Source organism: Intrasporangium sp. (assembly GCF_035280925.1).
GTDB lineage: Bacteria > Actinomycetota > Actinomycetes > Actinomycetales > Dermatophilaceae > Intrasporangium.
In genome coordinates this window covers 18,523-39,487 of record NZ_DATEEY010000181.1, presented here as the reverse complement: position 1 = coordinate 39,487, position 20,965 = coordinate 18,523, and the positions used below count along the sequence as shown (strand labels likewise).

The 20,965-nt window shown below is 70.7% G+C and carries 23 protein-coding genes and 1 tRNA gene; 8 read left to right on the top strand and 16 right to left on the bottom strand.

Annotated elements, in window-relative coordinates; genetic code table 11:
* The first annotated feature begins 121 nt into the window (after nucleotides 1–121).
* Nucleotides 122–979, top strand: coding sequence for a PAC2 family protein (locus VJN29_RS16675; protein ID WP_324144760.1), 858 nt, complete (start codon nucleotides 122–124; stop codon nucleotides 977–979).
* Nucleotides 980–1,150: 171 nt separating this feature from the next.
* Here the strand turns inward: VJN29_RS16675 and mshC are convergent, their stop codons facing one another.
* The 4 genes from mshC to VJN29_RS16655 form a co-directional block, all read right to left on the bottom strand.
* Nucleotides 1,151–2,407 (bottom strand): cysteine--1-D-myo-inosityl 2-amino-2-deoxy-alpha-D-glucopyranoside ligase, encoded by a 1,257-nt coding sequence (gene mshC / locus VJN29_RS16670; protein ID WP_324144759.1) that lies wholly within the window; start codon nucleotides 2,405–2,407, stop codon nucleotides 1,151–1,153.
* Nucleotides 2,408–2,576: 169 nt separating this feature from the next.
* On the bottom strand, nucleotides 2,577–3,404 hold the full coding sequence (locus VJN29_RS16665; protein WP_324144758.1) for an SCO1664 family protein: 828 nt from the start codon (nucleotides 3,402–3,404) through the stop codon (nucleotides 2,577–2,579).
* Nucleotides 3,388–3,966: a DUF3090 domain-containing protein gene (locus VJN29_RS16660; RefSeq protein WP_324144757.1), complete on the bottom strand. Its 579-nt coding sequence runs from the start codon at nucleotides 3,964–3,966 to the stop codon at nucleotides 3,388–3,390. The genes VJN29_RS16665 and VJN29_RS16660 overlap by 17 nt, the downstream gene beginning before the upstream one ends.
* Before the next feature lie 33 nt (nucleotides 3,967–3,999).
* A complete protein-coding gene (locus tag VJN29_RS16655) occupies nucleotides 4,000–4,767 on the bottom strand; it encodes an MSMEG_4193 family putative phosphomutase (protein WP_324144756.1) in 768 nt (255 codons plus the stop codon).
* Nucleotides 4,768–4,834: 67 nt separating this feature from the next.
* Between VJN29_RS16655 and VJN29_RS16650 the strand changes: the two genes are divergently transcribed.
* Nucleotides 4,835–5,836 (top strand): magnesium and cobalt transport protein CorA, encoded by a 1,002-nt coding sequence (locus VJN29_RS16650; RefSeq protein WP_324144755.1) that lies wholly within the window; start codon nucleotides 4,835–4,837, stop codon nucleotides 5,834–5,836.
* Nucleotides 5,837–5,869: 33 nt separating this feature from the next.
* Here the strand turns inward: VJN29_RS16650 and VJN29_RS16645 are convergent, their stop codons facing one another.
* A complete protein-coding gene (locus VJN29_RS16645) occupies nucleotides 5,870–6,730 on the bottom strand; it encodes an undecaprenyl-diphosphate phosphatase (RefSeq protein ID WP_324144754.1) in 861 nt (286 codons plus the stop codon).
* Nucleotides 6,731–6,873: 143 nt separating this feature from the next.
* A complete protein-coding gene (locus VJN29_RS16640) occupies nucleotides 6,874–7,938 on the bottom strand; it encodes an LLM class F420-dependent oxidoreductase (RefSeq protein ID WP_324144753.1) in 1,065 nt (354 codons plus the stop codon).
* An 87-nt stretch (nucleotides 7,939–8,025) separates the two neighbouring features.
* Between VJN29_RS16640 and VJN29_RS16635 the strand changes: the two genes are divergently transcribed.
* Nucleotides 8,026–8,967, top strand: coding sequence for an aldo/keto reductase (locus VJN29_RS16635; RefSeq protein WP_324144752.1), 942 nt, complete (start codon nucleotides 8,026–8,028; stop codon nucleotides 8,965–8,967).
* A gap of 39 nt (nucleotides 8,968–9,006) precedes the next feature.
* Here VJN29_RS16635 and VJN29_RS16630 read toward each other — a convergent pair whose 3' ends face one another.
* Together VJN29_RS16630 and VJN29_RS16625 are read right to left on the bottom strand one after the other, a co-directional pair.
* Nucleotides 9,007–9,456, bottom strand: coding sequence for a hypothetical protein (locus VJN29_RS16630; protein ID WP_324144751.1), 450 nt, complete (start codon nucleotides 9,454–9,456; stop codon nucleotides 9,007–9,009).
* A gap of 132 nt (nucleotides 9,457–9,588) precedes the next feature.
* Nucleotides 9,589–10,383: an LppX_LprAFG lipoprotein gene (locus VJN29_RS16625; protein WP_324144750.1), complete on the bottom strand. Its 795-nt coding sequence runs from the start codon at nucleotides 10,381–10,383 to the stop codon at nucleotides 9,589–9,591.
* A gap of 168 nt (nucleotides 10,384–10,551) precedes the next feature.
* On the opposite strand from VJN29_RS16625, the gene VJN29_RS16620 reads away from it, so the two are divergent.
* Nucleotides 10,552–10,737: a DUF5703 family protein gene (locus VJN29_RS16620; protein ID WP_324144749.1), complete on the top strand. Its 186-nt coding sequence runs from the start codon at nucleotides 10,552–10,554 to the stop codon at nucleotides 10,735–10,737.
* A gap of 13 nt (nucleotides 10,738–10,750) precedes the next feature.
* Here VJN29_RS16620 and VJN29_RS16615 read toward each other — a convergent pair whose 3' ends face one another.
* A complete protein-coding gene (locus VJN29_RS16615; protein WP_324144748.1) occupies nucleotides 10,751–12,097 on the bottom strand; it encodes a M20/M25/M40 family metallo-hydrolase in 1,347 nt (448 codons plus the stop codon).
* 133 nt (nucleotides 12,098–12,230) lie between these two features.
* On the opposite strand from VJN29_RS16615, the gene VJN29_RS16610 reads away from it, so the two are divergent.
* A tRNA-Leu gene (locus VJN29_RS16610) sits at nucleotides 12,231–12,317 on the top strand.
* Between the two features lie 45 nt (nucleotides 12,318–12,362).
* On the opposite strand, the gene VJN29_RS16605 is transcribed toward VJN29_RS16610, so the two are convergent.
* A complete protein-coding gene (locus tag VJN29_RS16605) occupies nucleotides 12,363–13,274 on the bottom strand; it encodes an NAD(P)H-hydrate dehydratase (RefSeq protein WP_324144747.1) in 912 nt (303 codons plus the stop codon).
* Entirely contained in the window at nucleotides 13,267–14,043 is a 777-nt protein-coding gene (locus tag VJN29_RS16600) for a histidine phosphatase family protein (RefSeq protein WP_324144746.1), read from the bottom strand. The genes VJN29_RS16605 and VJN29_RS16600 overlap by 8 nt, the downstream gene beginning before the upstream one ends.
* Before the next feature lie 67 nt (nucleotides 14,044–14,110).
* Between VJN29_RS16600 and VJN29_RS16595 the strand changes: the two genes are divergently transcribed.
* The 3 genes from VJN29_RS16595 to VJN29_RS16585 are packed head-to-tail and all read left to right on the top strand — an operon-like array spanning nucleotide 14,111 to nucleotide 16,595.
* The gene (locus VJN29_RS16595) at nucleotides 14,111–15,397 is read left to right on the top strand and encodes an MFS transporter (RefSeq protein ID WP_324144745.1); all 1,287 of its coding nucleotides are present in this window, start codon (nucleotides 14,111–14,113) and stop codon (nucleotides 15,395–15,397) included.
* A 47-nt stretch (nucleotides 15,398–15,444) separates the two neighbouring features.
* Entirely contained in the window at nucleotides 15,445–16,212 is a 768-nt protein-coding gene (locus VJN29_RS16590) for a HipA family kinase (protein WP_324144744.1), read from the top strand.
* Complete coding sequence (locus tag VJN29_RS16585; RefSeq protein ID WP_324144743.1) at nucleotides 16,209–16,595, top strand: DUF3037 domain-containing protein; 387 nt, start codon at nucleotides 16,209–16,211, stop codon at nucleotides 16,593–16,595. Before VJN29_RS16590 ends, VJN29_RS16585 begins: the two co-directional genes overlap by 4 nt.
* Before the next feature lie 29 nt (nucleotides 16,596–16,624).
* On the opposite strand, the gene VJN29_RS16580 is transcribed toward VJN29_RS16585, so the two are convergent.
* From VJN29_RS16580 to VJN29_RS16560, 5 genes are all read right to left on the bottom strand, one after another.
* A complete protein-coding gene (locus VJN29_RS16580) occupies nucleotides 16,625–17,443 on the bottom strand; it encodes an RNA methyltransferase (RefSeq protein WP_324144742.1) in 819 nt (272 codons plus the stop codon).
* Between the two features lie 98 nt (nucleotides 17,444–17,541).
* Nucleotides 17,542–18,258 carry a TSUP family transporter gene (locus tag VJN29_RS16575; RefSeq protein ID WP_324144741.1) on the bottom strand — a complete coding sequence of 239 codons (717 nt, stop codon included), beginning with the start codon at nucleotides 18,256–18,258 and terminating at the stop codon, nucleotides 17,542–17,544.
* Nucleotides 18,255–19,019 carry a sulfite exporter TauE/SafE family protein gene (locus VJN29_RS16570; RefSeq protein WP_324144740.1) on the bottom strand — a complete coding sequence of 255 codons (765 nt, stop codon included), beginning with the start codon at nucleotides 19,017–19,019 and terminating at the stop codon, nucleotides 18,255–18,257. The genes VJN29_RS16575 and VJN29_RS16570 overlap by 4 nt, the downstream gene beginning before the upstream one ends.
* A 45-nt stretch (nucleotides 19,020–19,064) precedes the next feature.
* Nucleotides 19,065–20,297 carry an SPFH domain-containing protein gene (locus VJN29_RS16565; RefSeq protein WP_324144739.1) on the bottom strand — a complete coding sequence of 411 codons (1,233 nt, stop codon included), beginning with the start codon at nucleotides 20,295–20,297 and terminating at the stop codon, nucleotides 19,065–19,067.
* Nucleotides 20,298–20,403: 106 nt separating this feature from the next.
* Nucleotides 20,404–20,847 (bottom strand): NfeD family protein, encoded by a 444-nt coding sequence (locus VJN29_RS16560; RefSeq protein WP_324144738.1) that lies wholly within the window; start codon nucleotides 20,845–20,847, stop codon nucleotides 20,404–20,406.
* Nucleotides 20,848–20,965: the final 118 nt, after the last annotated feature.

Below are 20,965 nucleotides of genomic sequence, written 5' to 3'. Positions count from 1 at the left end.
TGTCCGCCCGCGCGGCTCGCAAAGTGCCGAACTGTGGTCCCCGCGAGGTCGCTGTGACGGCGGCCCGACGCGGCATAGGGTGAGATCGAGGGCGCACGCGCACCCGGTGAGAGGAGGCCATGTGCTGGAGTTCGAGGACGTTCCGGAGCTCGTCGACCCCGTGCTCATCGCGGCCTTCGAGGGCTGGAACGACGCCGGTGAGGCGGCCAGCTCCATCGTCCGGCACCTCGCCGAGGTCTGGGATGCCGAGCTCGTCGCGGCTTTCGACCCCGAGGACTACTACGACTTCCAGGTCAACCGCCCGCGCGTCAGCACCGAGGACGGCCGACGGGTCCTCTCCTGGCCGACGACCCGCATCCTCGTCGCGACGGAGACCGGCTTCGACCGGGATGTCGTGCTGGTCCAGGGCATCGAGCCGTCCATGCGGTGGCGTGCCTTCTCCATGGAGCTGCTCGAGCTCGCGCAACAGCTCGGTGTGACCACGGTCGTCACGATCGGGGCGCTCCTCGCCGACGTTCCGCACACCCGCCCCATCCCGGTCACCGCGACGGCGGAGGACGACGCGGCCATCCACCGCTTCGATGTCGAGGCGAGCCGCTACGAGGGACCCACCGGGATCGTCGGTGTGCTCAGCGCGACCGCGAGCGACGCGGGCCTCCCGGCAGTGTCGGCGTGGGCCGCAGTGCCCCACTACGCCGGCGCGTCGCCCTCCCCCAAGGCGACGCTCAGCCTCCTGCGGCGGATCGAGTCCCTGCTCGGCGTGACCATCCCACACGGCGACCTCGAGGAGAACGCTCGGGCGTGGGAGCGCGGCGTGGACGAGCTGGCCCAGTCCGACGAGGAGGTCGCGGAGTACGTCCAGTCGCTGGAGGAGGCGCAGGACACCGCCCAGCTCCCGGAGGCCACGGGCGATGCCATTGCCCGCGAGTTCGAGCGCTATCTCCGAGGGCGGCGGGACGACGACCAGGGTGGCCGCTGAGTGACCTTGTGGCGCAGGGTCATTCATTCCGTATGCCGCTGAGCTCGCCCCACACCGAACTGGCCTCCGCGCCCGCCTGCACCCCCATCGAGGGTGCACTCCGCAGCCGCCCTGACGGTTCGGTGTGGAGTTCGGCCACCCTCCCGTGCGGCCAAGCTTCCACACGAATCCTCAGAGGCGGACGCCGAGGAGTGCGTCGAGGGCTCGGGCCAGCACGCCGGGCGCGCCGAGGTCGTCCCCGCCCTGCGTCAGGGCCGCCCTGGCCCAGCGGTCGACGGCAGCGAGCGCCCTGGGACTGTCGAGATCGTTGGCCAGGGCGGCCCGTAGCTCGGTGACGGTCTCCTCTGCCGGCGGGCCGCCGTTGCCCGAGACGGCAGAGCGCCATGTGTCCAGGCGTTGCTGCCCGGTCGTGAGGTCGCCGTCCTGCCAGATCCAGTCCTCGGCATGGTGCCGGGCGAGCAGGGCCAGCCGGATCGCCATCGGATCGACGCCGTGGCGCCGCAGCTCGGACACGAAGACGAGGTTGCCCTTGCTCTTGCTCATCTTCTCGCCGTCGAGACCGACCATGCCCTGGTGGACATAAGCGCGGGCGAACGTCGGGTTGCCGCTGAACGCCCGGGCATGCGCGGCGCTCATCTCGTGGTGCGGGAAGATGAGGTCGGTCCCACCCCCCTGGACGTCGATCGGCACCCCGAGGCGCGCACAGGCGATGCACGCGCACTCGATGTGCCAGCCGGGGCGTCCGGGCCCCAGCTGCCCGCCGTCCCAGGATGGCTCGCCCTCGCGGTGCGCCCTCCACAGGAGCGCGTCGAGGCGGTTGCGCTTGCCGGGGCGGTCCGGGTCGCCGCCTCGCTCGGCAAAGACCTCGAGCATGCCGGTCTCGTCGAGCCGGCTGACCGAGCCGAACTTGGGGTCGCGGCTGATGTCGAAGTAGACGTCGTGGGCCTCGGCCCGGGAGGCGTCCGGGGCAGGCACGAGGTAGGCGTCCCCAGAGGCGAGCAGCTTCTCGATCGGCTCGATGAACGTCGGGATGCTCTCGACTGCTCCCAGGTACTCGTCGGGCGGCAGGACGGCGAGGGCGGTCATGTCCTCCCGGAAGAGGTCGATCTCCCGGGTGGCCAGCTCCTCCCAGGCGATGCCGTCCCGCTCGGCACGCTCGAGGAGGGGATCGTCGATGTCGGTGATGTTCTGGACATACCGCACGGCGACCCCGCTGTCGCGCAGGACCCGAACGAGCAGGTCGAAGGTCAGGTAGGTTGCCGCATGCCCGAGGTGGGTGGCGTCGTACGGGGTGATGCCGCACACGTAGACCGACGCCGACTCCCCCACCGCGGCGGGGACGAGCTCGCCGGTCACCGTGTCCCTGACTCGCACCTGAGGCGACCGACCGGGGACCTGAGGGACGAACGCTGCGGGCCAACTTTTCACGCGGCAGACTCTATCCGGCGTCTCCGGGACTCCCGTCGCCTGCCCAGATCGAGTGAACAGGATCTGCGCACGTCTGATCGAGTGAACAAGATTTGCGCGACCCTCGCGCAGATCTTGTTCACTCGATCAGGGGCGGAGCCCCGTTCTTGTTCACTCGATCACGGCGAGGTCAGAGCGGGGGCCAGGGCACGGCGGGCCAGCCCGGGCTCGGCCGGGGATGGCGGCGCCGGCGGAGCAGGCCTGCGACGCGTTCGTGGAGGGCAGCGACGTCGGCGTGGGGCAGCAGGGCCTCCAGGGCCCCGTTGAGACCGCTCGCGGCATCGTCCAGCGTGTCGATCAGGCGCTCGAGACGGGCGAGGTCGGCGTCGGCCAGCGGTTCGCCGGCCCAGCCCCAGAGCACGGTCCGCAGCTTCGGGTTGGCGTGGAAGCTCACGCCGTGGTCGATGGCCCAGAGGCGCCCAGCCATGTCCCGGAGGCAGTGCGAACCCTTGCGATCCGAGTTGTTGATCACCGCGTCGAGCACGGCGAGGGATCGAACGTCCTCGCGGGTGGAGTGCACCACCGCGACGGCGCGACCGGACGGGGTCTCCCCGGAGAAGGTGGCGACCCAGCCGGGCGGCACCTTCCCCTCCGGCACGAGGTCGACGACGAGGTCGTCGGCGAGCGGCGAGAACGGGTCGCCGATCCAGCGTTGGACCGACCCCGGACCGAGCGGACCGTCGCGGAGGACGGTCGCCGGGACGAGGCACCAGCCGCCGGCCTCTGACACCAGGTGGGCGGCCACCTCCCGACCAGCGAGCGTGCCCTCCGGGAAGTCCCACAACGGCGCCTCACCACGCACCGGCTTGTAGATCGCGTGGGCGCCGTCCCCGGCGAGGAGCCGGACCAGGACCGAGAGGTTGGAGGAGTCGGGGACTCGTCCTACGACCTCGAGATCCCCGAGCAGCGCAGCGTCGTCGGGCGCGGCGCGGAAGCCGCCGTCAGCGACGGTACCCATTGGCCCGCGGGCAGATGTGGCCCGTCGGGTCGAGGGGGCCACCGCAGAAGGGGCACGGGGGCCGCCCGGCCGCGACGATGGACAGGCTGCGCCGGGCGAAGGCGCGCGCCTGGGGCGGGTCCAGCGTCACCCGGAGCGAGTTCCGCGAGAAGGGCGACTCCTCGGCTGCCTCGGCGCCGCCGGCCACCGGATCGGCGGCGGCCTCGTCTCCCTCGACCTCGTCCGGGTCGTGGTCGTGGCACTCGATGACGAGACGCTGACGCCCCTCGTCCCAGGCGAGCGACAGGGTCTGGACGCGCCAGTCCTCCTCGAACGGAGTCTCGAGCGGATCCGTGTCCTCCACGGCACCACCGGGCTGCCCGGGCTCGGTGGCCGTCATGGGCGCCAGCTGGTCCAGCACGTCGTTGACGCGATCGGCCAGGATCGACACCTGCTGCTTCTCGACGGCCACCGTGACGACGCGCCGGCCGTCGCTGGCCTGCAGGTAGAAGGTGCGGTTGCCCGTCGGTCCGACCGTGCCCGCCACGAAGCGCGACACGGGGTCGAACTCCTGGAACGTCATGCCAGCGACCCTATCCGACCGTGTTTGAGCACTCTATTCGAGCACGGAGGGGTCGCCGGCCGGGTCGTCATCGGGCAGCCCCGCGTCCGCAGGGGTCCCCGCTCCACCGCCGACCTCGGCATCCCCGTCGACCCCGGGATGCGCCACCGGTCGGATCGCGTGCAGGTCACCGGCGATGTCGTTGAGCCGGAGCAGGAAGGGTTTGCGACTCGTGTAGCGCACGACACTGACGGAGCCCGGGTCGACCACGAAGCGCTGGAAGTCGTCGAGATGAGCCCCCGCAGCATGGGCCAGCACCGCCTTGATGACGTCACCGTGGGAGACCGCGACCCACACCGCGTCCGGCCCATGCCGCTCGAGCACGTGGGCGTCGGTCTCCCGCACCGTGCGCAGGGCCCGCTCCTGGACGTCGGCGAGCGATTCCGCCTCGTAGGCCTCGGACGCCGGGAACCGGGCCTCACTCGGGCGGTCCTGGACGACCTTCCACAGCGGGTCGGACACGAGATCGATGATCCGCCGCCCGGTCCACGCACCGTAGCGGCACTCGCCCAGGCCGGGGTGCACCGAGCGCGACACCGTCCCGAGCTGACCCGCGATGAGGTCAGCCGTCTGGACGCACCGGTCGAGGGGTGACGAGACGAGCTCCGCGATCTGCAGCTCGGCTGCGGCGATGGCGGCGCCGACCCTCGAGGCCTGGGCCTCGCCCGTCTCGTCGAGGAAGACTCCCGGCGTCCAGCCGGCGAGTACGCCACCGGTGTTGGCGCTCGACCTGCCATGGCGGACGAAGAGGACGGTGGGCACCCGGCCAGCCTAGACGCGCCGTGCCGGCCCAGCGGCATACGGCGTCGTGCTGTGGTGGACTACGGCTGTGATCGTGGACCAGGCCATGTACCGGCACGGCCAACGCATTGAGTGCGGCGACCTGAGCGACGAGCTCGCGACCCTCAGAGAGGGTGCGGAGGGCTTCATCTGGATCGGTCTCAAGGACCCGACGAACGAGGAGTTCGCGCTGGTCAACCAGGAGCTGGGCCTCCATCCGCTCGCGGTGGAGGACGCCGTCATGGGCAACCAGCGCGCGAAGATCGAGCAGTACGAGGGCTCGCTGTTCGTCGTGCTCAAGACCCTGCGATACATCGACGAGACGAGTGACATCGAGACGGGCGAGGTGATGCTCTTCATCGGGGACCGCTTCGTGGTCACCGTCCGTCGTGGGGAGGGGAACCCCCTCAGCGACGTCCGCGAGCAGCTCCAGGAGCAGCCCGAGCTGTTGGCGCTCGGGCCGCTCGTCGTCCTGCACGCGGTGATGGACTCCGTGGTCGACCACTACGTCGACGTGGACCGCGAGCTCGGGGTCGACCTCGACGAGATCGAGGCACAGGTCGTGGGCGAGGACGGTGTCGGCGACGCCAATGCGATCTACCGCCTGAAACGCGAGGTGCTCGAGTTCAGGCGAGCGAGCGGCCCCCTCGCCGACTCACTGGCCGACTACCTGGAGCGGGGCAGCGGTGTGGAGGTGCACATGGACCTGCGCCACCTGTTCCGCGACGTCGCTGACCACCTGCGCCACGTGAACGACCACATCGAGAGCTACGACCGGCTCCTCACCGACGTCCTGTCCGCACACCTCGCCAGCGTGTCCGTGCAGCAGAACTCCGACATGCGCAAGATCTCAGCCTGGGTCGCCATCGCCGCAGTCCCCACCATGATCGCCGGGATCTACGGGATGAACTTCTCCGGCATGCCGGAGCTGGACGCGAGCGTGAACGTCGGTGGGTCCGAGTACTACTACGGGTACTTCGTGGTGATCGCCCTCATCGCAGCGGTGTGCCTGTTCCTCTGGACGAGGTTCAAGCGCTCGGGCTGGCTCTGACGTGGACGCGAGCGCCCGCGCGGTGCCCGGTGGCTAGGTGGCGGTCATCCAGCCCGCGGCCAGTGCGACTGCCAGCAGGGTGCCGAGGCCGACGCGGTACCACACGAACGGCAACAGGCTGTTGGAGGCCACGAACCGCAGCAACCACGCGATCGAGGCGTAGGCAACCGCGAAGGCCACGACGAGGCCGACGACCATGGGGCCGATCCCCAGACGGGCGAGGTTCGCGCGCTCCTCGACCGCTTGGAAAACGCCCGCGGCGGTGAGGGCCGGGATCGCGAGGAAGAAGCTGAGGCGGGTGGCCGTCACCCGGTCGATGCCCCGCATCAGGCCCGCCGAGATGGTCGCCCCGGAGCGAGAGACCCCGGGGATGAGGGAGAAGCACTGGACCAGGCCGATGACGAGGCCGTCGACCGGGGTCACCGTGTGCTCGCCCCGGACTGCACCTCGGCGTTCGAACGCCGAATGGGCCCGTTCAGCCACCACCATGACGATGCTCCACAGCACCAGGGCGGCGGCAACCACCCAGAGGCTGCGCAGCGGGCCGGCGATGAGATCGCGAAGGATGAATCCCGCCAGGCCGACGGGGATCGAGCCGATCACGACCGCCCAGGCCAGCCCGTAGTCGGGATTCCTACGCCCCTCTGCTCCTGCCAGCCCATGGAACCATGCCCGGGCGAACCGCGTGATGTCCGCGAAGAAGTAGATCAGGGTGGCCGCGATCGCGCCCAGCTGGATGACTGCGGTGTAGGCGGTCACGGCGGGGTCGTCGACCTCGAGTCCGAGCATCTTCTCGACGATGGTCAGGTGGCCCGTCGAGGAGACGGGGAGGTACTCGGTCAGGCCTTCCACGATGCCGAGGATGATGGCGTCGAGGTAGCTCAGGTCAGCCACGCTTCACAAACCTTCTGGATCGACGGACGCTGGTGTGCCGTCCCGATTCGGCCGTGGGATCGCAGCAGGACACAGTGGAGCAGCCTATCCCGGCCGACGCTTCGCCCTGACCACGGGTCACGGGCGTCGGTCACGCACGCGGGTCAGGGCTCGGGGTGCGGGTGCAGCTCCCCAAGGACGGCCAGGGTCGCCATCGCCTGCTCACGGGTCATTCTGCCGCCGGTTGCCACTGCGAGCGTGGTCACGCCGACGTCCTCGTAGCGGCGCAGGCGCTGCGCCACCCGCCGGGGAGACCCCAGCAGGGCCGTCTCGTCGATGAACTCGATCGGGACGGCCGCGGCCGCCTCGCGGTGGTGCCCGCCGAGGTAGAGGTCCTGGATCCGGCCTGCCTCTTCCTCGAAGCCCATCCGACAGGCGAGCCGGTTGTAGAAGTTCTGCTCCCGAGAGCCCATCCCGCCGATGTAGAGGGCGCAGTAGTCGCGCAGGTGGTCCGCAGCCGCCGCGACGTCCTCGACGAGGACGACGGGAGTCGACGACACGACGTCGAACCCGGCCATGGGGTCCTGCTCCGTCCCCCGCCCCGCGGCCCGGCGCGCCGCCGAGATCGCCTCGATCTGCTCGCCTGCATGCTCGGGGCTGAGGAAGATGGCGAGCCACCCGTCGGCGAGCTCACCGGTCAGGGCGAGATTCCGGGGACCGACCGCCGCCAGGTAGACCGGGATGTCGCTGCGCAGTGGACGGGAGCCCAGCTTGAGCGCCTTTCCCGGACCATCCGGCAGCGGCAGCTCGTAGTGCGGTCCGTCGTGGGTGACCCGTTCGCGGCGCAGCACGGACCGGACGACCTCGACGTAGTCCCGAGTCCTCGCGAGCGGGCTGGTGAACCGGACACCGTGCCATCCCTCACTGACCTGGGGACCGGAAACTCCGAGGCCGAGCCGGAAACGTCCGCCGGACATCGTGTCGATGGTCGCCGCGGTCATCCCGGTCATCGCCGGCGTCCGGGCCGGGATCTGCATCACCGCGGACCCCAGGTGGATGCGCTCGGTGAGCGCTCCGATCCACGCGAGCATCGAGGGCGCGTCGGAGCCGTAGGCCTCGGCGACCCACACGCTGTCGTAGCCGAGCCGGTCCGCCTCCTGGGCGATGGCCACGATGTCGTGCGCTGCGGCTCCGCGGTCCCAGTAGCCGACGTTCACTCCGAGTCGCATGCTGGGAGGCTACCGGCAGCGGGCCAGCAGGGGTTCCGGCGTGGAAAGGCCGGGGCAGCCCGCCCCGAGCGACTAGCGTGCGTGGTCATGCACAGGCGTGTCGGCTCCTCGGGCCTCCGGATCGCCCCGCTCGCCCTCGGGACGATGACGTGGGGCAACTCGGTCGATCGCCACGAGGCCGGTGACCACGTCCGCGCCTTCCTCGATGCGGGCTGCGAGCTGATCGACACCGCCTACGGGTACGGCGGCGGCGACGCCGAGTCGTGCATCGGCGAGATGCTCGACCAGGTCGTGTCCCGGGAGGACCTCGTCATCTGCACCAAGTCGGGAATCCACCGTGTCGGCGACGAGCGCCGGGTCGACGTCTCCCGGCGCACCCTCATGCACCAGCTCGACACCTCGCTCGGGCGGCTGCGCACCGACCACGTCGACCTCTGGCTCGCCCACACCTGGTCCGACGAGGTCCCTCTCGAGGAGACCCTCTCCGCCCTCGAATGGGCGGTCGGGACTGGTCGCGCGCGCTACGTCGGCGTCTCCAACTACACCGGCTGGCAGGTCTCCAGGGCACTGACCTTGCTCGAACAGGCGCGAGTCCCCTTGGTGGTCAACGAGATCCAGTACTCACTCGTCGAGAGGGAGCCCGAGCGAGAGGTCCTTCCTGCCGCGGAGGCGCTCGGCTTCGGCATCCTGGCCTGGTCGCCCCTGGGGCGCGGGGTGCTGACGGGCAAGTACCGGTCCGGCGTACCGGCCGGCTCGCGCGCCACGTCCCCGGACTCTCCCGGCTTCGCCGAGCGGTTCCTCGACGACCACGCCCGACGCGTGTCCGAAGCGGTCGTCATGGCGGCGCGTGGCCTCGGTGTCAGTCCGAGCGAGGTGGCCCTGGCCTGGGTCCGGGACCGGCCCGGGGTGACTGCCCCCATCGTGGGGGCGAGGACGGCAGCCCAGCTTAGGACCGCCCTGTCCAGCCTCGAGCTGACGCTCCCACCGGAGATCGTCGACGCCTTGGACGACGTGTCCGCACGCCCGTGAGTCTCGGACCCAGTCCCTGGTAGCTCGGCGTTGGGCTCGTCAGGCCTCGGACCTCACGCCGTCCGGCGTCTCGTCGTCGTCCAGCTCTTCCTCGTCGTCCAACTCGTCCTCGTCGTCCAGCTCGTCCTCGTCGTCCAACTCGACATCGTCGTCGTCCTCGTCGTCGAGGTCGTCCTCATCGTCGTCGAGGTCGTCGTCGTCCTCGTCGTCCTCGTCGTCGTACTCGTCGGGGTCGAGCCCGGCATAGACGGTGTCGCTGTCGTCCTCGTCCTCGTGACCGTCGAAGTCGTCTCCGTAGACGGCCAGGGGCGTCGCGACCTCAGTGGCGTCGAAGAGGGCTTCGTCGTACTCGTCGAACGCCTCGGCGAGGTCCTGGGCCGCTGCCATGACGAGCGGATGGTCGGGATCCCGTGTCGACCCCGCTGCCTCGTAGTGGCGTTCGAGGGCGCTGATGAGCCGCTCCAGGGCTGCGCGAGGCTCCACGGTCATGACTTGACCGTAGTCGACCCACGCCGCCGACGACACGGTATGGCGCGCACCAAAAAGCAGGAGGAAAGGGAAACGGCCTGCGGACGCCGACAGCGTTCGCAGACCGTTCACCCGTCGGTCAGGGAAGGAGCGTCACGAGGTGGGGACCTCGACGACGTCGGCGGCTGCCGGCGCGGTGATGTCAACCGGCTCGCCGTACTTGCTCATGGTCATGTCGCCCTTGATGCCGGACACGGAGTACTCGACCTTGCGGATTCGGTCCTCGTCATCCAGCCACATGTCGTAGGTCAAGGTGTCGGGCAGCTGGGCAGCGTCATCGGGCAACGTGTCCCCGAGTGCCTTGGTGTCCATGGTCACCTCGTAGCGCTGCAGGCTCTCCCCGTCCACGGTCTCCGGGCCGACGTACTCGACGTCCGTGATGGCCTGCTCGTACGTCTCGGCCATCTTCGAGGGATCGGCCTGCTCGAGCGACTTCTCGAACTCCTTGGCCATGTCCCCGCTCAGGGCCATCTTGGCCCACTTCCCGTCCCCGATGCCGGGGATGCCCTGGAGGTAGAGGATCTTGTCGAGCACGATCATGTCGAGCTTCATGGAGCCGCCCATGTCCATCGACATCTGCATGGCCGGGTTCGTGGGGTCGATCTTCGTGTCTCCGGACATCGTGATCGTCTCGCCCTGGCCCTCGAGGACCATCTCGACATGGGCGCTGGTCATCTGGTCGCTGCCCGACTTGAGGGCGGCGATGAAGGCGTCCTTGTCCCCGTGCCCCTGGGCCGCCGGCGCGGTTGACGCCTGCGGGGCCGGGCTGACCGCGGTCGTCTGGTTGGCGGCCGGAGCCTCCGTCTCGGTCGCCGTCCCGCAAGCCGCGATGAACGCCACGGGCAGCACGACCGCGGCAGCCGCGAAGCGGCGGGTCCTCTTCAACATCTGGTGCCCTCCTGGGCCGATCGAGCCCGCCGCGCGAGCGCTTCCCCGATCCCCCTGGACCGGACCGTGTGACCTTACCCCAGGGACCTGTCCCCCGGGCGGCGCGCAGGCACGGCACAAGGCAGGATCCCGAGCTCGGGTGCCTCGGTGATGTCACAATGTTCCGCGATGACCGAGTACGAGTACCGCATCCTGACGTTCGACCGGCGCACCTCCAAGGCAGCCGCGCGCCAGGCCGTGCGCGAGCACGCGGAGTACGGCCGGTGGGAGCTGGCCCGGTCAGTCCGGTACGAGGGCGGCGTCCACCGCTTCTGGCTGCGGCGCAAGATCATGCGCGTCCAGCGCACCGCCTGACGGCGGGCGGGCCTCAGCAGGTCCGCAGGAAGTCGCCCAGCACGCGGGCACCGAACCGGAGCGACTCAACCGGCACCCGCTCGTCGATGCCGTGGAACATCGGCGCGAAGTCGAGGTCGGCCGGCAGCCGCAACGGCGCGAAGCCATAGCCCCGGATGCCGAGCGTGGCCAGCGCCTTGTTGTCGGTGCCTCCCGACAGGCAGTACGGCAAGACGGCCGCGCCGGGGTCCTCACGGAGCAGCGACTGCTTCATGGCCTCGACGAGGTCGCCGTCCCAGGGTGCCTCGAGGGCGATGTCCCGGTGGACGACCTCGACCTCGACGTGCTCCCCGGCGAGCTCGCGAACTGTCGACAGCAGCGAGTCCTCGTGCCCGGGCAGGAAACGGCAGTCGACCGCGACCGACGCTGTCTGCGGGACGACGTTGTGCTTGTAGCCGCCCTCGAGCATCGTCACGTTCGCCGTGTCCTGCAGCGTCGCGCGCACGAAACCCTGCGCCCCGCCGAGGACGGCCAGGAGCGGATCGAGCCCAGCGGCATACGGGATCTGGGTGAGGCCGCTCAGGCCGTCGAGGAGCTGCTTGACGGAGGCGATGTACTCGCGGGGCCATTCGTGCGCCGCGATGCGGCCGATGGCCGCGGCGAGCCGCACGATGGCGTTCTCGTCGCCCAGCACCGACCCGTGGCCGGCGCGGCCGTGGGCGTGGAGGCGGAGCCAGACGATGCCCTTCTCCGCGGTCTGCAGCAGGTAGGCGCGCTGCTCGCCGTCAGGAGTCGGGACGGTGACGCTGTATCCGCCGACCTCGCTGACCGCCTCGGTCACCCCCTCGAACCACCCGGGATGCCGTTCGACGAGCCAGTGGCTCCCCTGCACTCCCCCGGCCTCCTCGTCGGCGAAGAACACGAACGTCGTCGTCCGGGCCGGCCGCGTCCCGGTGCGCGCGAACTCGCGCAGGTTGGCAAGGATCATCGCGTCCATGTCCTTCATGTCCACGGCGCCCCGCCCCCAGATGCAGCCGTCGCGCTCCTCGGCGGCGAAGGGGTCGACCTGCCAGTCGGCCGCGTTGGCCGGCACGACGTCGAGGTGGCCGTGCACGGCGAGCCCCGGCCGGCCGGGATCCTCGCCCTCGAGCCGCAGGACGACGGTCGAACGCCCCGGTTGGCTCTCGAGCAGCTCAGCCTCGAGCCCGACCTCCGCGAGCTCGGCCATGACGTACTCCGCGGCCTTGCGCTCTCCCGGCCCACTGCCGTCCCCGTAGTTCGACGAGTCGATGCGGATCAGGTCCCGGCAGATCCGCGCCACCTCGTCCTGCGCGGTCGGCAGGGGCGCTGCGGAGGTGTCCTTCGCGTCGTGGCTCGTCATGGCGTCAGCGTATGCCGCTGAGCTCGCCGGGTGCCCGCCACCCGTTTGGTCATTTGCTGGGGCCCCGTGCTACCGTTTCACCTCGCCGCAAGGGATCCCCAGACGTGCGTCGGGACCGCTTGCACATCACCTTGTCGGGGTGGCGGAATGGCAGACGCGCTAGCTTGAGGTGCTAGTGCCCTTAACGGGCGTGGGGGTTCAAGTCCCCCCCTCGACACCATGCAGGCCCCGTGTACCGGTCCGGGACACGGGGCCCGTCGCATGCTCAGACCTCGATCTCGGCCAGTGCAAGGGGCAGCTCGCTGACGAGCTCCCGCGCCAGGAACCCGACCCGGCCCACCGCTGCGGTGAGCCGCTCGCCGGCGCGGCCATGGATGAACGCCCCCCAGGCAGCCGCCTGCTCCGGGGCGGCGCCACGCGCGAGCAGGCCGGTGATGGCCCCCGCCTTGGCGTCCCCGGACCCCGCTGCCGCCATCCCCGGGGCCCCGGCCTCGTTGCGCCACACGGCGCCATCCGGCCTGGCCACGAAGGAGGTGGCCGCACCGCCGAGGACAACGGCCATGCTCCTGCGCGACAGCTCCGTCGCCTGCGTCCGGATCTCGTCCTCGTCCTGCGGTTCTGCCTCCCGACCAAGCGTCCTGGCCAGCTCCCGGGCGTTGGGCGTGAGCAGCGCCCGACCTGCGAGATGCCGCACCCCGTCCAGGTTCCCGGTGAGATACGCCATGCCGAGGCCGTCGATGAGCACCGCGGCCTCGAGGTGCGGCACCACGCGCTCGAGCAGCCCGCGCGCCGCCTCGGGTGTCATGATCCCCGGCCCGAGGAGCACGGCGTCCGCGGAACCGGCGAGCTCGAGGATCTGCTCGGCCGCGTCGGGCGCGAGGTCGCCATCCTCCTCCTCGGGCAGCCCCTCGACGAACGCTTCTGGCACCGCCGTCGCGAGGTGTGGCGCGATGCTGCGAACGGTTGCCACCCGCACCTTTCCGGCTCCCACCCGCAGCCCGGCCTCGGCGGCGAGCAGGACCGCACCGGGCGTCTGGGCGCCGCCGCCGACAATGAGCATTCCACCCTTGTCGTACTTGTCGCCGAAGGGGTCCGGCAGCGGCCAGTCGCGCAGCACGCTCGGCGTGACGACGGTGTCCCACACCGGGTCCGGCTGCCCGGGGAGACGCTCAGCCATCCGACTCTCCCGTCGCCGCGGCGTGCGGCTCCTCATGCGTCCTGGACACGTCACGAGCCTCGAGATGGTCGGCGGCACCGAAGGAGTCGAGCGCCAGAGTCCCGTCGCGATCGCGGTACGTCGTGAGAGAGCAGTTGCCGAGCGGCATCTCGCGGTCGATCTCGAGGAGCTTGGCCTCGTCCAAGCCCTCGATGACGAGCCGAAAGCTCATGATGACGGCCTGGTGCGTGAAGACCCAGACCCGTTTGCCCGCATAGTCGGAGCGGATGTCGGACAGCACGCTACGGATCCGCAGGGCCACGTCCGTCCAGCTCTCGCCACCGGGGGGCCGGTAGTAGAGCTTGCCCGTGGCACCCCGTCGCTCGGCCTCGTCGGGGAAGGCCTCCTTGATCCCGCTTCCGGTCAGTCGGTCGAACGCGCCGAGGTCGCGTTCACGCAGCCGCTCGTCCCGCAGCACGTCGAGGTCGCCGAACTCCGCCAACGCGAGCTCGGCCGTCTCGGCGGCCCGCGCATACGGTGAGCTGAGCACGATGTCTGGGCGGCGGCCGGGGCCCAGATCCGAGAGGTGCTGGGCCAGAGCCGCGGCCTGCTCGCGGCCGAGGTCGGACAGCGGGGTGTCCGCGTCTCGGGTGTCCAGGTCCAGTCGGCTCAGTCCCTCGCGCCGGGCGGCGTCGGCCGCGACGTTCCCGACGCTCTGGGCATGACGGACGAGGACCAGCTCGGCGGGCGCGGTTCCACGGCCGGCCGCAATCGAATCGGACGAGCTCATGAGTAGGTCCTACCCGTCCGCCGGCTCGCACGAACGGCGTCAGAGAGGACGCCCGTACGCTGACGCCGTGACGTTCCTGCGTGCGTTGGTGATGCTGCTCCGCGTCCAGGGGTTCCGGCGCCTCTTCGTCGCCAGGGTCACATCGCAGGGCAGCGACGGTGTCTTCCAGGCCGCCCTCGCCAGCCACGTCCTGTTCAACCCGGAGCAGAACACCGACCCGAAGCTGATCTCCGCCGCCTTTGCCGTCGTCCTGTTGCCCTACAGCATCGTCGGGCCGTTTGCCGGCACGCTGCTGGACCGCTGGCCGCGCCGAAAGGTGATCGTCGTCAGTCAGCTGGCCCGCGTGGTCGCCATGTCGGCCGTCGCAGCGCTCATCATCCTCGGCGTCACCGGCCCCGGCTTCTTCCTCGTCGTCCTGCTCGTCTTCTCGGTGAACCGCTTCATCCTGTCCGGCTTCTCGGCGGCGCTGCCCCATCTCATCGCGCCCGAGGATCTCGTCAGTGGCAACGCCGTGGCCCCGACCACCGGGTCCGTCGCATTCTTCGCCGGGATCGTGGTGGGCGGGTTCATCAGTGCGCTGGGGACGGACGCCGCTGTCGCCCTCGTCGCTGCCGCAGCTGCGCTGTCGGCGGCCTGGGCGGCTCGGCGGCTGCCCTTCATCGGGCCCGATACCGTGGCCGGCGGTCCCCGGTCGGTGCGCGTGCTGGCCGCGGTGGCTCGAGGGCTCGTCGAGGCGCTCCGGACCCTGCCCCGGCGGGCCCGGCTGCTGCTCGTGCTCGTCCTCGTCTCCCGGCTGCCCTTCGGCTACGTGCTGATGCAGACCCTGCTGCTGTTCCGGGGCCCGTTCGCGCAGCCGGGACAGCAGGTCGGCGACGTCCTCGGCTTCGGCCTGGCCGCCGCGGCAGCCGCCGCGGGGTTCGGTCTGGCCGCCTTCGTCGCCCCGTGGCTCACGCACCGATGGCACCCCATCCCCTTCGCGGCGCGGATGCTGGCCCTCTCCGCGGTGGCCGCGGTGGCGCTGGCGCCCTGGCTCACGCCATGGACCGTCTCGGCGACGAACTTCGTCGTCAGCTTCGCGGTCCAGACCGTCAAGATCAGCACCGACACCCTGCTGCAGGCCCATGTGCCCGACGCGCTGCTGGGCCGCACGTTCTCGCTCCAGGACATGATGTACAACTTCGGCCTGGTGACGGCGGCGACGCTGGCTGCGTGGACGCTGCCGCCGGGAGGCGCGACGACGTGGCCCTTCTTCGCCGTGGCAGCGGTGCTCGGCGTGCTGGCCCTTGCTCTGCCGGGACTCTGGCGTCGCGTGTCCGCGTGGGACGCCCGTGCCCCGCTGGTGCGGGACTGCTAGCCAGACGGGTCGGCGGATCCGCGCCCGACGCCCACTAGGCTGACGGCGTGCTGCCCCAGGTCACGGCGACTCGCTACGTCACCCCGCTCAAGGAGGGCGGGTCGCTCCCCGGGATCGTCGAGGCCAGCGACGACGGCACCTACGTCATGAAGTTTCGCGGAGCCGGCCAGGGGCTGAAGGTGCTCGTCGCCGAGGTCATCGTCGCGGGTCTGGCGCGGGCCATCGACGTCCCCGTGCCGGATCTCGCCGTCATCGCCTTGGACGAGCGGATCGCGAAGTACGAGGCGGACGAGGAGGTCCAGGACCTGCTCACCGCGTCCGTCGGCAGCAACCTCGGGGTCGACTTCCTGCCCGGCTCGCTCGGCTACGACGGCTCGCAGCCACCGTCCCCGGATCTGGCCGAGCGCATCATCTGGCTGGACGCCATGACCGCGAATGTCGACCGCACGTGGTCCAACCCCAACCTGCTCGTGTGGCACGGCCGGACCCACGCCATCGACCACGGCGCCGCCCTCTACTTCCACCACTCGTGGCCGAGCCGCGCGCCGTCGCCCCAGCGATTCGCGGCGCAGGCGTTCGATGCCAGTCGGCACGTCCTGCGGGACGTCGCCGGCGACGTCGCGGCGCGTCACGACGAGCTAGCGGCCCTGGTCACGCCCGAGCGCATCGACGCCGCACTCGACGACGTGCCCGACGAGTGGCTCGAGACGACCCCGGACCTGCCCGACATCGGCTCGGTCCGATCGGCCTACCGGGCCCTGCTCGATGCGCGACTCGACAGCACCGCCTGGGTGCCCGGACGGGCTGCTGCATGAGGGCCTACCAGTACGTCGTGCTGCGGATCGTCCCCCGCGTCGACCGCGAGGAGTTCCTCAACGTCGGCGTCGTCCTCTACTCGCAGGACGCCGAGTTCCTCGACGCGGCCTGGGAGCTCGACGAGGACCGCGTGACCTCGTTCGCTCCGCACTGCGAGCTCGACGGGGTGCGCGCGACGCTCCGTCGGGTCCAGGCCGTGTGCCGCGGCGAGTCCGGACGGGGACTGCCGACGCTCGACAAGCCGGGGCAGCGGTTCGGCTGGATCATCGCCCCTCGGTCGACGGTGATCCAGCCGGGGCCCGTCCACGGAGGACTGACCGACGACCCGGCAGCGGAGCTGGACCGGCTCATCGACCGACTGGTGCGGGTGCCCCAGCCCTAGACCGCCTGGACCCGGCGAGACTCCCGGGCTCAGGCGCGGCCAGGCACGCGCAGCGCCCACATCGCCACCGCCGAGGCAGCCGCGACGTTGAGTGAGTCCACCGCACCGGCCATCGGGATGCGAACCGTAAGGTCGGCGGCTGCGACGGTGCGCGCCCCGATCCCGTCACCCTCGGTCCCGAGGACCAAGGCGACCTTCTCCGGCGGATGTGCCGCGAGCTCGTCGAGGGTCACGGCGTCCTCTGAGAGCGCCATCGCCGCCACCGTCAGGCCCACCTCGCGCAGCACGTCGACTCCCTTGGGCCACTGGTCGATCCGAGTCCACGGCACCTGGAAGACGGTGCCCATCGAGACCCGGATCGAGCGTCGGTAGAGCGGATCGGCGCATCGAGGGGTGACGAGCACGGCGTCCACCCCGAGACCGGCCGCGGACCGGAAGATCGCGCCGACGTTGGTGTGGTCGACGATGTCCTCGAGCACCATGACGCGACGCGCTTCGGCGACGAGCTCAGCGACATCGGGCAGCCGCGGCCGCTGCATGGAGGCCAGCGCCCCGCGGTGCAGGTGGAAGCCGGTGAGCCGCTCGATCACGTCGTGCTCCCCCACGAAGACCGGGACCCCCTGCGTCTCCGCGTCCGTCACCACGTCGGCGAGGTCCGCCAGCCACCGCTGTGCCATGAGGAAGGAGCGGGGCCGGTGACCCGCCGTGAGGGCCCGCCGGATCACCTTCTCGCTCTCGGCGATGTAGAGGCCGCGCTCCGGCTCCGCCCGCCTCCTCAGGGCGACATCGGTGAGCGAGACGTAGTCCTCGAGCCGCGGGTCGGCGTGGTCGGTGATGACGATCGGCACGCGCCAAGGGTAGTTCCGCGTGGGAGGTGACCCGGCCCCGATGAGGAGAGGACTGGGGCAGCCGGCGAGCTCAGCGGCATACGGCCAGGCCTGGTCCCTCACGAAGCGAGAGCTCGGATGACGACCAAGGTCCCCGCCAGGGTGCAGAAGGCGAGGACCGCGATCCGCAGTCGGCCACTGGAGAGCAGTCGGCGGGCGGGTCCCGCCGCTGCGTAGCCGGCGACGGCGAAGGGGATCCAGAGGAGCCCGGCGCGCACTGACGCCACGTCGACCCTCCCGCCGATGGCGAGACCAGCCAGGGAGATCGCCGAGCCGATGACGAAGAACCACGAGAGCGTGGACCGCACTCGCACCGGCGTCTCGTGCTGGAGCACCAGAGCGAAGAACGGCCCACCGATCGACGCCGCGGTGGCCGCGACCCCTGCCACGGCCCCGGACGCGAAGGCGCTGCGGGGACTCGCGTCGATGTGCACTCGGGTCAGCGACACCGCGACGGTGACGAGCAGCAGGACGCCGACGAGCGCCGCGATGACGTCGACGGAGAAGGCGGCGACGACCCAGACGCCCGCCGGCGTGAAGAGGACGCGACCGGTGATGGCCCACCTCAGCGGCCGCCACGCGATCTCGCGGGGCCCATGGAGGAGCTGGACCACCGGCACGGCGAGGCTGGCGACGAGCATCGCCACCGGCATGAGCTCGGGCGCCCACACGACGATGAACGGTGCGGAGACGACGGCGATCCCGAAGCCGATGGAGCCCTGGACGAACGCCCCGAGCGCGACGGCGAGACCGAGCGCGACGTGGACGCTCGTCACGGGAACCAGATCAGCTTGACCATTGCGACGACGCCGATGACGACGATGACGGCCCGCAGGCCGTTCGGCGGGAGCCGACGCCCGACGCGAGCGCCGATGACCGCACCGAGGGCGCTGCCGGCGGCGATGAGCAGGACGACGAGCCAGTCGATGTGCTCGCGAGCGAAGAGGACGAAGAGCAGCGCCGCAACGAGGTTGACGACGAGCGCGAGGACGTTCTTGTAGCCGTTGAGCCGCTGGAGGGGCTCGGCGCTGAGCGCACTGAACAGGCCCATGAGGAGGACCCCTTGGGCCGCACCGAAGTAGCCGCCGTACATACCCGCGACGAGCACGCCCACGCTCATCGCCGGAGCGTGCCAGGCCGGCTGCTCGTGACGGTCCCGGGAGGCCCAGGCCTGGATGCGCGGCCCCACGAGGACGAGGACGAGCGCGATGCCGATGAGGGCCGGCACGATGGCGTTGAAGGCGCTCGGCGGCAGGATGAGGAGCAGGGCGGCGCCGATGACGGACCCGACGAAGGACAGCGGCATGAGCCGGCGAACCGTGGGCCCCTGGCCGGTCAGCTCGTGGCGGTAGCCCCAGGCGCCACTCGCGCCTCCCGCCACGAGGCCCACGGTGTTGGACACGTTGGCCGCAAGGGGGTTGACGCCGAAGAAGAGCAGCGTCGGGAAGGTGAGGAGCGTGCCCGAGCCGACGATGGTGTTGATCAGGCCCGCTCCGGCCCCGGCCAGCGCGATGGCTACGGCTGACCAGAACGACACCCGGCCACCCTAGAGGAGCGGGTGGCCGGGTGCTGCCTGGTCCGGTCAGCGGGAGGGCGACCCGTCTCCATCCTCCGGCAGGTCCGACGCCTGCGTCGTGTTCCGGGGCGCCTCGGGCGCGGCCGGTCCCGTTCCCACGCCGTCCGCCGACGTCGGGTTCGTCGTCGACGCCGGGTGCTCAAAGGGCACCTGGGCGACGGGAGGCACCTGGTCGGCGGGAGGCCGGATGGGTGGCTGCTGGCGACTCACGGGGGCTGCGTGCTCGGTGGACTCGGCGCTGGCCTGGGCCGCCTGGCCGCGCGCCTCGGCGAGGGCCTTCGCCGGGTCCTCGAGAACCGTCTCGGCGAACGCGTCGTCATCGGGCGGGCTCTGCTCGAACGACTCGTCGACGCCGAGGTCGGCCCTGGCCTCGGTGGCGCCGAGAGCAGACCCGATGCCGCGCAGGGCGTCCGTCAGCTCCGACGGGATGATCCACATCTTGTTGGAGTCGCCGCGGGCGATCTGCGGGAGGACCTGGAGGTACTGGTAGGCGAGCAGCTTCTGGGTCGGCTTGCCGCGGTGGATCGCGCCGAAGACCTGCTGGATGGCGCGAGCCTGGCCCTGCGCCTCGAGAATCCGGGCCTGGGCGGAGCCCTCGGCGCGCAGGATCTGGCTCTGCTTCTCACCCTCCGCGGTGAGGATCGCCGACTGCTTGACACCCTCGGCCGTGAGGATGGCCGCGCGCCGGTTCCGCTCGGCGCGCATCTGCTGCTCCATCGAGTCCTGCACGGAGTGGGGCGGGTCGATCGCCTTGAGCTCGACCCGGTTCACCCGGATGCCCCACTTGCCGGTCGCCTCGTCGAGGACGCCACGGAGCTGGCCGTTGATCTGGTCGCGGCTGGTGAGGGTCTGCTCGAGGTCGAGGGACCCGATGACGTTGCGGAGCGTCGTCACCGTGAGCTGCTCGATGCCCTGGATGAAGTTGGCGATCTCGTAGACGGCTGCCTTCGCGTCGATCACCGAGTAGTAGATGACCGTGTCGATGCTGACGACGAGGTTGTCGGACGTGATCACCGGCTGCGGAGGGAAGGTGACGACCTGCTCGCGCAGGTCGATGTTGGCGCGCACCTTGTCGACGAACGGCACGAGGAAGTGGATCCCCGCCGTCAGCGTCTTGTTGTAGCCGCCGAGCCGTTCGACGATCTGCGCCGTCTGCTGCGGCACGATGCGCACCGTGCGCAGCACGATGACGAGCGCCACGACGACGATCAGCACCGGGATGATGAGTACGGGGTCCACGACCTACTCCCTGTCTGTTCTGTGGATGCGCTTCCTGACCGGTCGCGCGGGTTTGGCTGCGGGCGGCGCCCGCAGAAGACGTTGGTGGCGAAACAGCAGGTGGCAGTCAGCTCCCGAGGATGCGGGCGCGGCTCACGACGACGGTTGCGCCCTCGATCGCGTCGACGACGACTTCCTCACCCGGCTCGATGCTGTCGCCCGTCGTGCGGGCGCTCCACGTCTCGCCAGCGAGCTTGACCCGTCCGTTGGAGGTCGTCACACGGTCGAGCACGTACGCCGATCTGCCAAGGTTGGCCTCGGCTCCCATCGGCTCGTGCACACTGGTGAACCGGCGTTTCAGCCAGGGCCGCACCGTGAGGACCAGCGCGATCGCGGTCAGGGCGGCGACCACTGACTGGACGGCGACCGGTGCTCCGAGGGCGGCCGCCACAGACCCTCCGAGTGCACCGCCGGCGAGCATCAGGAACGTGAAGTCGCCGCTCGCGGCCTCGACGGCGACGAGCAGGAGAGAGACTCCGAGCCACACGATCCATACGTAACCCTCGAACACGTTGCACCCGACCTTCGTCCGTGTCGCCCCAGCCGGGGCGACGCCTCGTGCGTCACACCTGTGACGTCTTCGATTCTGCCTCAGTTCCGTCGAACGCGAATCGCGGGAGGCAACGGTA

What these genes read in the sequence shown, in the direction of transcription:
- VJN29_RS16665 (WP_324144758.1), bottom strand. Translation starts at nt 3,404, where the DNA reads ATGGGTACCGTCGCTGACGGCGGCTTCCGCGCCGCGCCCGACGACGCT.
- VJN29_RS16660 (WP_324144757.1), bottom strand. Translation starts at nt 3,966, where the DNA reads ATGACGTTCCAGGAGTTCGACCCCGTGTCGCGCTTCGTGGCGGGCACG.
- VJN29_RS16640 (WP_324144753.1), bottom strand. Translation starts at nt 7,938, where the DNA reads ATGCGACTCGGAGTGAACGTCGGCTACTGGGACCGCGGAGCCGCAGCG.
- VJN29_RS16635 (WP_324144752.1), top strand. Translation starts at nt 8,026, where the DNA reads ATGCACAGGCGTGTCGGCTCCTCGGGCCTCCGGATCGCCCCGCTCGCC.
- VJN29_RS16630 (WP_324144751.1), bottom strand. Translation starts at nt 9,456, where the DNA reads ATGACCGTGGAGCCTCGCGCAGCCCTGGAGCGGCTCATCAGCGCCCTC.
- VJN29_RS16625 (WP_324144750.1), bottom strand. Translation starts at nt 10,383, where the DNA reads ATGTTGAAGAGGACCCGCCGCTTCGCGGCTGCCGCGGTCGTGCTGCCC.
- VJN29_RS16620 (WP_324144749.1), top strand. Translation starts at nt 10,552, where the DNA reads ATGACCGAGTACGAGTACCGCATCCTGACGTTCGACCGGCGCACCTCC.
- VJN29_RS16615 (WP_324144748.1), bottom strand. Translation starts at nt 12,097, where the DNA reads ATGACGAGCCACGACGCGAAGGACACCTCCGCAGCGCCCCTGCCGACC.
- VJN29_RS16605 (WP_324144747.1), bottom strand. Translation starts at nt 13,274, where the DNA reads ATGGCTGAGCGTCTCCCCGGGCAGCCGGACCCGGTGTGGGACACCGTC.
- VJN29_RS16600 (WP_324144746.1), bottom strand. Translation starts at nt 14,043, where the DNA reads ATGAGCTCGTCCGATTCGATTGCGGCCGGCCGTGGAACCGCGCCCGCC.
- VJN29_RS16585 (WP_324144743.1), top strand. Translation starts at nt 16,209, where the DNA reads ATGAGGGCCTACCAGTACGTCGTGCTGCGGATCGTCCCCCGCGTCGAC.